Annotated in this window: 13 protein-coding genes and 2 tRNA genes; 10 read left to right on the forward strand and 5 right to left on the reverse strand. The window is 65.4% G+C overall.

Translation table 11 applies throughout. The annotated features are described in order from the left end of the window. Positions 1-539: 539 nt before the first annotated feature. From JIM94_RS10630 to JIM94_RS10640, 3 genes are all read right to left on the reverse strand, one after another. Complete coding sequence (locus JIM94_RS10630; RefSeq protein ID WP_200250315.1) at positions 540-878, reverse strand: FluC/FEX family fluoride channel; 339 nt, start codon at positions 876-878, stop codon at positions 540-542. 5 nt (positions 879-883) lie between these two features. Continuing rightward, complete coding sequence (locus JIM94_RS10635; protein WP_200250289.1) at positions 884-1237, reverse strand: fluoride efflux transporter family protein; 354 nt, start codon at positions 1235-1237, stop codon at positions 884-886. Positions 1238-1465: 228 nt separating this feature from the next. Then, a complete protein-coding gene (locus JIM94_RS10640) occupies positions 1466-2884 on the reverse strand; it encodes an alanine/glycine:cation symporter family protein (protein ID WP_200250287.1) in 1419 nt (472 codons plus the stop codon). 261 nt (positions 2885-3145) lie between these two features. Between JIM94_RS10640 and pgm the strand changes: the two genes are divergently transcribed. The 5 genes from pgm to JIM94_RS10665 all read left to right on the forward strand — a co-directional run bounded on the left by pgm (position 3146) and on the right by JIM94_RS10665 (position 6705). Beyond that, positions 3146-4804 (forward strand): phosphoglucomutase (alpha-D-glucose-1,6-bisphosphate-dependent), encoded by a 1659-nt coding sequence (pgm, locus tag JIM94_RS10645; protein ID WP_200250285.1) that lies wholly within the window; start codon positions 3146-3148, stop codon positions 4802-4804. Between the two features lie 253 nt (positions 4805-5057). Then, complete coding sequence (locus tag JIM94_RS10650; protein ID WP_410170862.1) at positions 5058-5501, forward strand: DoxX family protein; 444 nt, start codon at positions 5058-5060, stop codon at positions 5499-5501. 162 nt (positions 5502-5663) lie between these two features. Continuing rightward, the gene (locus JIM94_RS10655) at positions 5664-6359 is read left to right on the forward strand and encodes a DsbA family protein (protein ID WP_200250283.1); all 696 of its coding nucleotides are present in this window, start codon (positions 5664-5666) and stop codon (positions 6357-6359) included. A 125-nt stretch (positions 6360-6484) separates the two neighbouring features. Beyond that, positions 6485-6557: transfer RNA gene (locus tag JIM94_RS10660), tRNA-Ala, on the forward strand. 75 nt (positions 6558-6632) lie between these two features. Beyond that, positions 6633-6705: transfer RNA gene (locus JIM94_RS10665), tRNA-Ala, on the forward strand. Between the two features lie 83 nt (positions 6706-6788). Here JIM94_RS10665 and JIM94_RS10670 read toward each other — a convergent pair. Then, entirely contained in the window at positions 6789-7442 is a 654-nt protein-coding gene (locus tag JIM94_RS10670; protein ID WP_200250281.1) for a TetR/AcrR family transcriptional regulator, read from the reverse strand. A 150-nt stretch (positions 7443-7592) separates the two neighbouring features. Here JIM94_RS10670 and JIM94_RS10675 point away from each other — a divergent pair, with 150 nt between their 5' ends. From JIM94_RS10675 to JIM94_RS10685, 3 genes are read left to right on the forward strand one after another with little or no spacing between them, the layout of a single operon-like run. Next, positions 7593-9029 carry an MFS transporter gene (locus tag JIM94_RS10675; RefSeq protein ID WP_200250280.1) on the forward strand — a complete coding sequence of 479 codons (1437 nt, stop codon included), beginning with the start codon at positions 7593-7595 and terminating at the stop codon, positions 9027-9029. A gap of 53 nt (positions 9030-9082) precedes the next feature. Next, positions 9083-9505, forward strand: a complete 423-nt coding sequence (locus JIM94_RS10680) for a pyridoxamine 5'-phosphate oxidase family protein (protein WP_200250277.1) — start codon at positions 9083-9085, stop codon at positions 9503-9505. Positions 9506-9511: 6 nt separating this feature from the next. Further along, positions 9512-10282: a fructosamine kinase family protein gene (locus JIM94_RS10685; RefSeq protein WP_248086449.1), complete on the forward strand. Its 771-nt coding sequence runs from the start codon at positions 9512-9514 to the stop codon at positions 10280-10282. Positions 10283-10305: 23 nt separating this feature from the next. Here the strand turns inward: JIM94_RS10685 and nadE are convergent, their stop codons facing one another. Then, positions 10306-11151, reverse strand: a complete 846-nt coding sequence (gene nadE / locus JIM94_RS10690) for an ammonia-dependent NAD(+) synthetase (protein ID WP_200250274.1) — start codon at positions 11149-11151, stop codon at positions 10306-10308. Positions 11152-11437: 286 nt separating this feature from the next. On the opposite strand from nadE, the gene ykgO reads away from it, so the two are divergent. Both ykgO and nrdH read left to right on the forward strand, forming a co-directional pair. Next, positions 11438-11560, forward strand: a complete 123-nt coding sequence (ykgO, locus tag JIM94_RS10695; protein ID WP_012732041.1) for a type B 50S ribosomal protein L36 — start codon at positions 11438-11440, stop codon at positions 11558-11560. Positions 11561-12050: 490 nt separating this feature from the next. Further along, entirely contained in the window at positions 12051-12284 is a 234-nt protein-coding gene (nrdH, locus tag JIM94_RS10700) for a glutaredoxin-like protein NrdH (RefSeq protein WP_198737806.1), read from the forward strand. Positions 12285-12489: the final 205 nt, after the last annotated feature.

The raw sequence follows: 12489 nt of genomic DNA on the forward strand, positions 1-12489 counted from the left end.
GTTGTGCCTTGCGCCAGTCCCCGCCGTGGATAGCGCCCGGGGTTTGCTGCCGCTTGTCCCGGCTCCGGCCCGCCACCGACGGCCCACAGCAGCATCACCCGGACACCGGCGGGCATGGAAACGCCGGGGGCGGCCCGGAGTGGGGGACACCAACGCCCGACCAGCGGTGTGTGTGTCACGGGCGGGGCTGTTGGGGCACACGGACAGTCCTCGCCCCCCGGGGGGGGGGGAGAGGACGTGAGCCGCCCGTGGCGGCCGCCCGTTGGTACCGGTGCGGGCTGTCTGTCGGCAACGGTGCGCGTGTGTGCAGGCGGTTCAGGCCCCGGGGTCGTAGACAGACCAGGCGCGGCGAGTACCTGCACGCCTGAAAAAGGATCAGGTCACCGGGATTGTTTGTGTCTGGGTGGGGTGTTTTTCGCGTAGGTGACGGGGCCGGCTACGACGGATGCCTGCCGGCCCGGGGGTGTGGTGGACCGGCCGACCCGGGACCGGGCACACGGGGGCAGGAACCCGGCCCCGAGCAAACCGACAACGGGTTGTCAGAACACCATCCCCGCCACCCACACGGCACCGATACCCAACACCACCGTCGCCACACCGTAACGCCCCGCCCGAAGCAACTGACGATTCCGGATCAGCTCACCGAGTTCCCTCGCCAGCGTCGACCACGTCGACAGCGCACCACTGAACCCCATACCGGCAACAAGCACCACCCCAGGATGCAGATGCTGCGTTCCAAGAGACGCGACCACCCCGAGAAGGAAACACGCCGCCGTGTTCGCCGCCAGCGTCCCGTAAAGCTCAGGCAACACCCGCCCCAGCCAATACCTGCCGACACCACCCAACGCCGCCCCGACGGCCACAAGCACCAAAGACATCACGCTCACTGGAACACCTCCCCGGGTTTCCGGGTCGGCATGCCCCCGGGCGAGGCGCCCGACAGGTAATCACCCACCAGCCACCCACCCACACAACTCAGCAGCGTCGCGGTCAGATACACCGCAGCAAGCCACGGGTCCGCCTCGGTCAGCAGAACCGCGAACGTCGAAAAACTGGTGAAACCACCAAGAACACCGGTACCGAGGAACGGCCCGGGCTTCAATCGACCCATGAGGAAGGAACCGACAGTGTTGACGGCGATGAGCGGCAGCATCCCCGGCCCGAGGGCGAGGATCACGGACCAACGGAGTACGGCGCCCAGCGCCGCTCCCGCAGCAACCTTGAGGGTCGTTTTCATGGGTCATCACGTTACACTCCGGAGATGGGCAGCCCCTGCTCACCCGGCGTATGGCTCGGAAACGTGGAACCCGGTGCCCGGTGGGGTCCTGACCGGCGGCGGCAAACGAGCGGGAACAACCGGGAGGGGTGGGGCAGGTCGAATGTCTGACCTGCACCACCCCTTGAGAGTGTCCACGCTCCTCCGCCGGACGGATCGTCGGGCGTGCGTGGCGGATGCCGTGTGACGCTACTTCCAGTCCATTCCCTGGCGGACGAGGAAATCCTGGCATTCTTCCGGAGTCCTGTGGAGGTTCGGGTCGAACTTCAGGTACGCGGTGGTCTCCTTCACGACGAGGCCGGACAGCAGCAGGAGTCCGATGAGGTTGGGGAGAGCCATCAGGCCGTTCGCGACATCGGAGAACGTCCAGATCGGTGTCAGTTCGGAGATGGCGCCGATGAACACGCACACCGTCGCGATCATCCGGTAGGGGACCGTCGAACGGGTGCCGAAGAGTGACTGGAGGCACCGTTCGCCGTAGTAGTACCAGCCGAGGATCGTGGAGAAGGCGAAGAAGACGACGGACATGGAGACGATGGTTCCGCCCCACTGTCCGGGGAGGCCACGGGAGAATGCCTCGGCCGTCATGATGTTGGCGTTCTCCCTGCCGAGGTCCCACGCGCCGGTGGTGATGATGGTCAGGCCGGTGAAGGTGACGACGACGATGGTGTCGATGAACGTCTGCGTCATGGAGACGAGGCCCTGGCGGGTGGGATGGGAGGTCTTCGCCGCTGCGGCGGCGATGGCGCCGGTACCGATACCGGATTCATTGGAGAAGATGCCTCGGGCGACGCCCATCTGGAGCACGAGGATGATCGCGGAACCCGCGAAACCTCCGGCTGCGGCGGTACCGGTGAAGGCGTCGGTGAAGATCAGGCCGAGGGCCGCCGGGATGTCCGCGGCGTTGCGGAACAGCACGACGATCGATCCCCCGATGTAGAGGATGATCATCAACGGAACGAACGCCGAGGTGATGGTGCCGATGGCGCGGATACCGCCGAGGAGGACCGTTCCGGTGCAGACGAACATGATGACGCCGGACACCCACGGGTCGACCCCGAACGTGTCGTGCATGCCTGCGGCGACGGCGTTGGCCTGGGTCATGTTTCCGATGCCGAGTGCGGCGACCGGGGTGAGGACCGCGAAGGAGAGCGCGAGCCAGCGCCCCAGCGGACCCTTGATTCCCCGTTTGAGGTAGTACTGGGGGCCGCCGGACTGGTTCCCCTTCGAGTCCGTGACGCGGAACCGGACGCCGAGGTACGCCTCGGTGTATTTGGACGCCATACCGACGAGGCCCGTCATCCACATCCAGAACAGGGCGCCGGGGCCACCGACGGCCAGGGCCGTTGCGACGCCGACGATGTTGCCGACACCGACCGTCGCGGCGAGTGCGGTGGTCAGGGCCTGGTAATTGGAGATGTCACCGTCGCCGTTCTTGTCGTTGGAGTCGATGAATCCGTGACGCAGGCCCAGGAAGAGCGCGCGGAACTGGAGGCCGCGCAGCCGGATGGTCAGGTAGAGACCGGTTCCGAGGAGGAGGGGGATCAGGAGGAAGGGGCCCCAGATGATTCCGGAGAGGGCTGACAGCAGATCATTGAACGTGGACATGTTCTAGGAAATTACAGCTTTTCTTAAGCAGGGAAAAGGGTTCGCCTTGGTAAACCCACCCCTGTGGGTCAGCCCCGCATTGTCGTCAGGTGCCAGATCCGTGTCCGGTGCGGGGAGCGGGGTGGGAGGTTCAGGGGTGTTTCCCTGCACGCCGGATCAATTCGGGGGAAGATGGGGGTGATCCCGGGGACGGGCCCATCACTGATGTTTCCGGTGCGCCCACCCGACACCCCCTGAGAATTGAAGGAGCCCACCCCCGTCATGGCACACCATCGCGCAGGCCAGCCAGCCCTGGACAGTGACCTCATCGACATCGCTGAGGTGGTCACGGCGTACTACACCCGGATACCGGACGTGGAGGACCCGGACCAGCAGGTCGCCTTCGGTACGTCGGGACACAGGGGTTCGTCCCTCGACACCGCTTTCAACGAGAACCACATTCTCGCGACGACGCAGGCCATCGTCGAGTACCGCCGGAAGCGGAACATCGGTGGGCCGGTGTACATAGGTCGTGACACCCACGCCCTGTCCGAGCCCGCGATGGTGTCGGCGTTGGAGGTGCTCATCGCCAACGAGGTACCCGTTCTCGTCGATGACCGTGGCCGTTACACGCCCACTCCGGCCGTCTCCCACGCGATCCTGGCGCACAACGCGAAGCTTGACGGTGGTGTGACCGGTACCGACCCGAAGCGAGCGGACGGCATCATCATCACGCCGTCGCACAACCCGCCCCGGGACGGTGGTTTCAAGTACAACCCGCCGAACGGCGGCCCCGCCGACACCGACGCCACGGACTGGATCGCGGGCCGGGCCAATGAACTTCTCCGTGCCGGGCTCGACGGCGTTCTGCGCACGCCCGTGAGCGGGGTGCTGGACAAGCGGTGCCGGAGGCACAACTACCTGGACACCTACATCGCCGACCTCCCCAACGTCGTCGACATGGAGGTCATCCGGGAATCGGGGCTGACCATCGGTGCGGATCCCATGGGGGGTGCGGCCGTCGACTACTGGGGTGCGATCGCGGATGCGCACGGCCTCAACCTGACCGTCGTGAATCCCCGTGTCGACGCGACCTGGCGGTTCATGACCCTGGACACCGACGGCAAGATCAGGATGGACTGCTCGAGTGCGGATTCGATGGCCTCGCTCGTCGCGAGTCGCGGTGACTTCGATCTCGCGACCGGCAATGACGCGGACGCCGACAGGCACGGCATCGTCACCCCGGACGGTGGTCTCATGAACCCGAACCACTACCTCGCGGTCGCGATCGACTACCTCTTCCGGCGGCGGCACAACTGGGACCGGAGGATCAACGTCGGTAAGACGCTGGTGTCCTCGTCCATGGTCGACCGGGTCGTGGAGGATCTCGGACGGACCCTCGTGGAGGTGCCGGTCGGTTTCAAGTGGTTCGTTCCCGGACTCATCGACGGCACGATCGGATTCGGCGGCGAGGAATCCGCCGGAGCATCCTTCCTGCGCCGGGACGGCTCGGTCTGGTCCACGGACAAGGACGGTCTCATCCTCGATCTTCTGGCCAGTGAGATCACCGCGGCCACCGGCAAGACCCCGTCCGAGCGGTACGCCGAGCTGGAGCAGCGTTTCGGTAGCCCCGTCTACGCCCGGACCGATGCACCGGCGAACCGGGAACAGAAGGCGCTGCTCAAGAAGTTGTCCCCGGATGACGTCACGGCGACGGAGCTCGCCGGTGAAACGATCACAGCGAAACTCACCGAGGCGCCCGGTAACGGTGCCGCGATCGGCGGCCTGAAGGTGGCGACGGAGTCCGCCTGGTTCGCCGCACGACCGTCGGGTACCGAGGACAAGTACAAGATCTACGCGGAGTCCTTCCGGGGTGAGGACCATCTCCGTGAGGTCCAGGAGCAGGCACAGGAACTGGTCTCCGGGGTCCTGGGGGGCTGATACCGCGGTACGGCGGGGTCCGTGGCCGGGAGGCGGGCGTGATGTCCGGACCCGGCCACACTTTTTTCTGTCCGGTGTCGAGGCCGTTGGCCGGGGGAGCGGCGGATGTTCGGTGAAGTCGGCGCCGGGGATGTGGTTTGCGCTAGTGTTAGCGAGTGTGACCAACAATATGAAGAAGATGTCGGTGAATCCTGCGGCACACGTCAAGGCCGCTAAACCGCAATTCGTCCCGGCGAAGTACGACAGCCGTTCGATCGCGCTCGATGTGGTGTCCGCGCTCGCCCGTCTGGCGCTCGCCGCCGTCTGGCTCTACAGCGGGTGGCAGAAGATCACCGATCCGGTGACGACCAGGCAGGCCGTACGTGCGTATGAATTATTCAGCGACGACACCGCGGATCTCATCGCCGTCATTCTGCCGATCGGTGAGCTGATTCTCGGCGTGTTCCTTCTCATCGGGCTCTTCCTCCGGTTCAGCGCCTTCATTTCAGCGGTTCTGCTTCTGGTGTTCATCGGTGGGATCAGTTGGGCGTGGGCTCGTGGTTTGTCCATCGACTGCGGTTGTTTCGGCGGAGGTGGAGGGAACCCGGAGACGACCTGGTGGAGTTACCTCTCCGAGATTCTCCGGGATGTCGTGTTCCTCGTTCTCTCCTGGATCGTGCTCCGGTGGCCGTTCAGGCGCTTCGCGCTCCACGGGTGAACGACTAGGCTGGGGTACCGGGGGAGAGCCGCCGGCTCTCCTGTCTGAGCCACCACGTGTCCCCGATGCGGAGTGGCCCGTCAGAACGGGTGCTGGACCGGTCAGTCGGTTAAGGCAGTGCCCGCACCGTACATACACCTCGACCGTAAAGGTTCATTGAACGTGAGCACCAAGATCAAGTCCCCCAATGAGAAGGGGCACGGTTTCCTCTGGGCACTGCTGGCCGTACTGGGCGTGGCGGTTGTCGTGATCGGCTACATCGTCATCAGTGGAAGCGAAGAGGAGCCGGTGGAGATCCAGCCGGTCTCCTTCACCGTGGAACACCGGGATGACGCCATCATTCTCGCCTCCGAGGGGACGGACGCCGACACCCCGAGCGTCGATCTCTACGAGGACTACTCCTGCCCGCACTGCGCGGAGCTGGCGGAAGCCACCGATGAGGAGATGAAGGAGGCGATCACCGAGGGTGAGTTGGTCGTCAACATCCGCACGCTGGCCTTCGTGTCCGCCGGTGAGGGCAAGCACTCCACACTGGCGGGTACCGCGGCGATGACGATCGCCGACAGTGGTGACGCCGAGGCCTACTGGAACTTCCGCAAGACCCTGATGGACCGCCAGTCGAAGATCTTCGGGAAGTGGAGCTACGACGACTTCGCCGACGCCGCACAGCAGGCGGGTGCGGATGACGCGGTCGTCGAGAAGATCCGCTCCGGTGCGGATCAGGAGGAGTTCGACGGAGTTGCGGCGGACAACGCCCAGAAGCTCAACGATGAGACCGGTCACGTCTCGTCCCCGCGCATCATCCGCGACGGCGTGGATGTGCCGCTGGACAACTGGGTGGCCACCGTCACCGGTTGACGTTTGTTCGGCAACGAAGGGGAGGGACCGGACGGGTCCCTCCCCTTCGTTGCGTCACCGGCCGGGGAGCTGGTGATTTGTTCCCCACGGGTGTGGCCGTGTAGATTGGGGGAGTCGCAAAACAAGGGGCTATGGCGCAGCTGGTAGCGCACCACACTGGCAGTGTGGGGGTCAGGGGTTCGAGTCCCCTTAGCTCCACTGTGACCCGGAGAATCGAATGATCCTGGCGGGGCACTATCCCGGTCCGTGGAACGGCCGGACAATTTCATGCGAGGGGCTATGGCGCAGCTGGTAGCGCACCACACTGGCAGTGTGGGGGTCAGGGGTTCGAGTCCCCTTAGCTCCACTCCCTGAATGACGAAGAGCACCCCACCTACAGGTGGGGTGCTCTTCGTCTTCTGTGCCCCGTGGGCGTTTCGGTGTCGCTTCTCAGGGGGCGAGGTGTTCCGCGCCGTCGAGAAGCAGGTTCACCTTCCGCCACCACCATTGCTCGAGACCGCCGTCGAGGATCTCCGCCAGTGCATCGGTGAGGTCGGGGGACAGCTCGGACCGCTGGAACAGGTCGCGGGCCGCACGGTCGGGATCTGCGTCGGAGTCGGGATGGGCGGCGAGGAGCCGTTCGGTGCGGTTGACGGTGTCGGAGGTCATGTCGGTCAGTGAGTCGAGGACGAGAAGCGCATCGGACCGTTCCCACCGGTATGTCCCGTTGAGGACCCGGACGGACCGCTCCATCAGTGTGAGCAGACTGCGGGGAGGGTGTTCTTCGAGGGTGTGCAGGGTTTCCGCCATTCCGGGATACTCCGTGAGGAGGTCCCACATGTGTGCGGAGATGCCGGTGAGATATTCGCGCCAGGTGGAGTGCGGGAACCGGCGTGGGTGGTTCGCGACGGCCCTGTCGACGGCGCCGCGCAGAAGTTCCCTCCGGGATCCGATGTGCCGGTAGAGCGAGGACTGCTCCACGCCGAGGTGCCGGGCGACCGCCGTGGTGCTCGCGTTCCGGAATCCGATGGTGAGCACCGCCTGTTCGACATCGGTCCGGCTGATTCTCGCGGGCCTGCCGGGGCCCTTTCTCGCGGCGGTCATGGCGCTCCTCGTCGTCGGGATGACAGCTGTGACTCTACCAGTGTTGAACTGCGGTAAGTAATTAGTTACAGCCTATTGCAAAATGTGTTCCGCGTCCCTTAGGATTCCCTGTGTCGACGCCATCCGGGGGTCGGGAAGAGAGGGACACGCATGATCGGGGAACGGACGGAAGGCGGGGTCCGGTACACGGCGGCCCAGAAATGGACACTCACGGCGGTGGTCCTCGCCTCCTCGCTGATGGTCGCGGACATGATGATCGTGGCGGTCGGGCTGCCGGCCGTCGCGGAGGATCTCGCCGATGTCAGCCTCAGTCGGATGCAGTGGATCATCGTCGCCTACTCGCTGGCGTTCGGTGCGCTCATCCAGCCGGCGGGGGCCCTGAGTGACCGTCTCGGCGGAAGAAGGATGTTCATGGTCGGTATCAGCGCCTTCACCGTGGCGTCCGTCGCCTGTGGGCTCGCTCCGTCGATGGTGACACTGATCGCGTTCCGGGCCGTCCAGGGCGTCGCCGCTTCGGTGATGTTCGCCAACGCCATGCCGCTCATCGCCCGATGCTTCGATGCGGAACGCAGGACCATGGCCATCGCGATCTGGAGCGGCGCGGTGGGGATCGCGGCGGTTCTCTCCCCGGTGGTCGGCGGTCTGCTCGTGGACGCGTTCAGCTGGCGTTCCATGTTCCTGATCAACCTTCCGCTGGGTGTCCTGACGATTGTCGTCGCCGCCCGGTATCTGCCGCTGGATCAGGACCGGGAACGGGATCCACGGCCCTTCGATCTTCCCGGTGCGGCTCTGTTCGCGTGCGCGTTGCTCGCGCTGAACTACGGTGTCACCCGCGCGCAGGAGGACGGTTGGCTGCACCGTACCGTGCTGCTTCTCCTCGGCTCGGCGGTGCTTCTCCTCGTCCTGTTCACCATTCGGGAGCTGCGGTGCGAGGCTCCGGTTCTCGACCTCCGTCTGCTCACACGTCGCTCGTTCCTCGGGATTTCGCTCACCGCCGTCATCAACCGGTTCATCACCGGCGGTTCCATGGTGTACTTCATGCTCTACCTCCAGCAGGGGCACGGGTACTCGCCGTTGCGCACCGGTCTGCTGCTCTTTCCCCTGGGCTTCGCCAGTATGGCCGGCGCGATCGTGGCGGGGAAGCTGCAGGCACGGTTCTCGGCGGGGGGTGTCCTGGGGGGCGGCGGTGTCCTTCTGGCCGGCTCCTCGCTGGTGTTCATGTGGCAGATCGGTGATCTCCACGATCCGTTGTGGCTGATTCCGGCGTCGATGGTCTGGGGGGTGGGAAATTCGCTGGTGAACACGCCCCTCATGAATGTGGCGACGAATGCGGTACCGATCGACCGGGTCGGTATGGCGACCGGCCTGCTCAACAGTTTCTTCCCGATCGGAGCCTCCGTCGGCACCGTCGTACTCGGTACGGTGTTCACCGGTGTCCTCTCCGGTGCCCACGCCACCCCGTTGGTCGCGTTGGGGGCGGCCACGGGTGCGCTCTACGCGATAGTGGCGGGTCTGGCGCTCGTCGGGGCGCTGCTCGCCTGGTTGATGATCCGTTCGGAGGGACGGACTGCACCAGAGGTGGGGTGAGCGTCACAGGATCGCAGCACACCTGCTGTGCGTTTCGGTGGAACAATGGAGTCATGGAAAACAATGATGACGTCATCAGGGTCCTGAACCATGAAGAGTGCATTGAACGCCTGAATCGCGTTCACCTCGGTCGGGTCGTCGTGCGCCGATCCGACGACATGGACATCTTTCCCGTCAATTTCGTGGTGGACGACGGACAGATCTACTTCCGCACCGCGGAGGGGTCGAAACTGTTCACGATCGAACTCAACCATGACGTCCTCTTCGAGGCGGACGAGGTCGTCGACGGTCGGGCCTGGTCGGTCGTCGTCAAGGGGGAGGCGGGCCTGCTGAAAGGCAACGCCGACATCCAGCACGCCGATACGCTGCCGCTGAAGCCCTGGCTGCCCACGCTGAAATACAACTACGTCCGTATCACCCCGGGTGAGATCAACGGACGCGAGTTCCGTCTCGGCGAAGAACCCGAGCGTTACTGATCGTCCGTGGACTCCGTGGGATTCACCAAGACCGCCGTTTCCGGGGCCGCGGCCCGTGCTGAGGCGGCGGGTCTCCGGTGGCTGCGCGAGGGAAGCGACCGTGTCGTCGATGTCCTCACCACGGACGGCGCGACGATCACCACCGGACTCGTCGACTGTGTGCCCGCGAGCCCGGAGGCCGCGCGTCAGGCCGGACGTGAACTGGCTCGCATCCACGCCGCCGGCGCCGAGGCCTTCGGCTGCCCGCCCGCGCCGGGCGGTGAGACCTGGACCGGGGAGAACTACATCGGCTCGATCCCGCAGACGTGCGAGCCCACCGACGACTGGGCGTTGTTCTACACCGAACAGCGGGTTCTCCCGTTCGCCCGGGCGGCACACAGGAGGGGGAACATCGGGAAAGACATCCTCGACCTGGTTGACCGGGCGTGCGCCGCGCTGCGCGCGCACCGGTGGGACGTGGAACCGGCGCGGATCCACGGAGATCTGTGGGCCGGGAACCTGCTCTTCGGTGGGGACGGGCCGGTATTCATCGATCCGGCGGCCCACGGCGGGCATCCGGAGACGGATCTCGCGATGCTGGCCCTGTTCGGCGCCCCGTACCTGGGGGAGATCAGGCGCGGCTACATCGAGGAGTCCGGTGTCGCCCCTGATTTCGACGTCTCGACCCCGATCCACCAACTGCACCCGCTGGCGGTTCACGCCCTGACCCACGGTCCCGCCTACGGGCCGGAACTGCGCCGGGCCGCCGGAGACACCCTCCGCGTGCTCGGTGGGTGACCGGGCGGGTCACCGGCTACGGCTCAGTCCCGCCACCAGGTGTCCTGCGGCGTCACCGGGAGCGCGCGCTTGTGGCGGCCGATCCGCCACAGGTGCTCGAGACGTTGCACGGCGGAGTCGGCGACATCCACGTCCCCGCCCTCGATGTAGTCGTCGATCTGCCGGTAGGTGATACCCAGCGCCTCCTCGTCGGGGAGTGCGGGGCGGTCATCCTCCAGATCGGCGGTGGGGACCTTGGTCCAGGTGGAGGCCGGTGCACCGAGCTCCTCGAGCAGGGCGGCGCCCTGCCGCTTCGACAGTCCGAACAGGGGGAGGATGTCCGCCGCGCCGTCACCGAACTTGGTGAAGAATCCCGTGACGTTCTCGGCGGCGTGATCGGTGCCGATCACCAGTCCGCCCTTCTCCCCGGCTATGGCGTACTGCGCGAGCATCCGGGCACGGGCCTTGGCGTTCCCCTTGTTGAAGTCGCCGATCTCTGGGATGCCGAGTGCCGTGGCGACGGCGGAGTCGAGAGCGTCCACGGTGTCCCTGATGTTGACGGTGAGCGTGTGGTCCGGGCGGATGAACCGCAGAGCCGTCTGGGCGTCCTCCTCATCCGCCTGCACCCCGTAGGGCAGCCGGACGGCGTAGAAGGTGGCGTCCGTGCCCGACTCCCGGAGACGCTCCACGGAAAGCTGTGCCAGTCGCCCCGCGAGGGTGGAATCCTGGCCTCCGGAGATGCCGAGAACGTAGCAGGAGAGCCCCGTGGAGCGGAGGTAGTCGGCGAGGAACGTGATCCGTTCCTCTATCTCCGTGGCCGGGTCGATCGTCGGTTTCGTGTGCAGGGCGGCGACTATGGAGTCGCGGGTGCGGCGCTGTTCGGGGTTCATGTCCGAACAGTCTAGTGAGCGGTTCCCGGCGGTGTCCCGGGCTGTGGTGGTGAAGGGCGCCGTTCGGCTGTGGTTTGTTCGTGGACGTACCTTCCGATAGTATGAATCCTCGTGTCATGGCAAGGCCGCCCCATCACATCATCGTTCGACGGTGTGTGAGCGTCGTCAGCGCCACAGGAGCACCGATTTGATCGGTGGTTTCGGTGTCGTCGGGGCCGGAACCCGCCAGAGAAGCAGACAAACCGGCTGTCCGCCGGTCCACGCGCATGAGAGAAAGGAGCGCCCGATGAAGGTCCGCAAGTCACTTCGGTCGCTGAAAAACAAGCCGGGCGCCCAGGTCGTGCGTCGTCACGGCAAGGTGTTCGTGATCAACAAGAAGGATCCGCGCTTCAAGGCCCGTCAGGGCTGATGTGAGCCCGTGTCCCGGGAATGGCCGGGCGGATGACCGGAGTTTCGGTCATCCGCCCGGTTTTTTTCATGTCGGGACCATCTGTGGATGGTGGACGGTTCGGTCGGGTGATCGTGCCGGGGGCATGTTAATTATAACGTTTCGATAACGCCGGGCGGGGACGTTTCGGGGCGAACTGGGGAAATATCTTTTTGTCGTGGGGGAGTGGCGACAACCGTGTAATTCCAAGCGGGGTATTGAGGGCAGATGTTGTGGTTACGGGCGGGGATTTGCTGGGAATTTGCTGGGGGCAACTACTATATGTTGTGCCACTTGCTTAGAGTGACCACAAAGTATAGTGTTCGTTTCTGTCACCGGTTGAACCGGCGCGTCGGCGCCGGGGAGCCTCGGTGGAGACCCTGACAGTCGCCCGACGGCACCATGAGGCGCCGCGGGTTCACCGCTCGGACGCAGCCGCTACAAGCCCCGAACAAAACAAGGAAGTCCTCTCATGGCCATCACCGTTTACAGCAAGCCCGCATGTGTCCAGTGCACCGCCACCAAGAAGGCTCTGGACCGGGCCGGCCTCGATTACGAGCTCGTCGACATCAGCCTCGACGACGAGGCCCGTGACTACGTGATGGCACTGGGGTACCTCCAGGCACCGGTCGTCGAGGTTGACGGTGAGCACTGGTCCGGTTTCCGTCCGGAGCGGATCCGTGGCCTTGCGGCACAGGTCGCCTGAGGTATCGGGACGGGTACGCGGATTGTAGATGAAGGACAGAGGCCGCGCGGAGGGCAGTCACAACCGCCCCGCTGCGCGGCCTTCGCGCTGTCCTCCTTCTTTCCGTCCCCGTACCGTCCGCCCGGTCTCCGTCCCCACTCCGTGAACGGACGGAGCGGCAACCGGCCCACACGGCCCCGCCCCCGACGACGGTGACTTCGTCGGA

Source organism: Corynebacterium pygosceleis (genome assembly GCF_016595275.2).
In the GTDB taxonomy this organism is placed as follows: Bacteria; Actinomycetota; Actinomycetes; order Mycobacteriales; family Mycobacteriaceae; genus Corynebacterium; species Corynebacterium pygosceleis.

Bases quoted from the DNA above. Each gene is read 5' to 3' on its own strand.
- ykgO (WP_012732041.1), top strand. From the start codon at position 11,438: ATGAAGGTCCGCAAGTCACTTCGGTCGCTGAAAAACAAGCCGGGCGCC.
- JIM94_RS10675 (WP_200250280.1), top strand. From the start codon at position 7,593: ATGATCGGGGAACGGACGGAAGGCGGGGTCCGGTACACGGCGGCCCAG.
- nadE (WP_200250274.1), bottom strand. From the start codon at position 11,151: ATGAACCCCGAACAGCGCCGCACCCGCGACTCCATAGTCGCCGCCCTG.
- JIM94_RS10670 (WP_200250281.1), bottom strand. From the start codon at position 7,442: ATGACCGCCGCGAGAAAGGGCCCCGGCAGGCCCGCGAGAATCAGCCGG.
- pgm (WP_200250285.1), top strand. From the start codon at position 3,146: ATGGCACACCATCGCGCAGGCCAGCCAGCCCTGGACAGTGACCTCATC.
- JIM94_RS10680 (WP_200250277.1), top strand. From the start codon at position 9,083: ATGGAAAACAATGATGACGTCATCAGGGTCCTGAACCATGAAGAGTGC.
- JIM94_RS10640 (WP_200250287.1), bottom strand. From the start codon at position 2,884: ATGTCCACGTTCAATGATCTGCTGTCAGCCCTCTCCGGAATCATCTGG.
- JIM94_RS10630 (WP_200250315.1), bottom strand. From the start codon at position 878: ATGTCTTTGGTGCTTGTGGCCGTCGGGGCGGCGTTGGGTGGTGTCGGC.
- JIM94_RS10635 (WP_200250289.1), bottom strand. From the start codon at position 1,237: ATGAAAACGACCCTCAAGGTTGCTGCGGGAGCGGCGCTGGGCGCCGTA.
- nrdH (WP_198737806.1), top strand. From the start codon at position 12,051: ATGGCCATCACCGTTTACAGCAAGCCCGCATGTGTCCAGTGCACCGCC.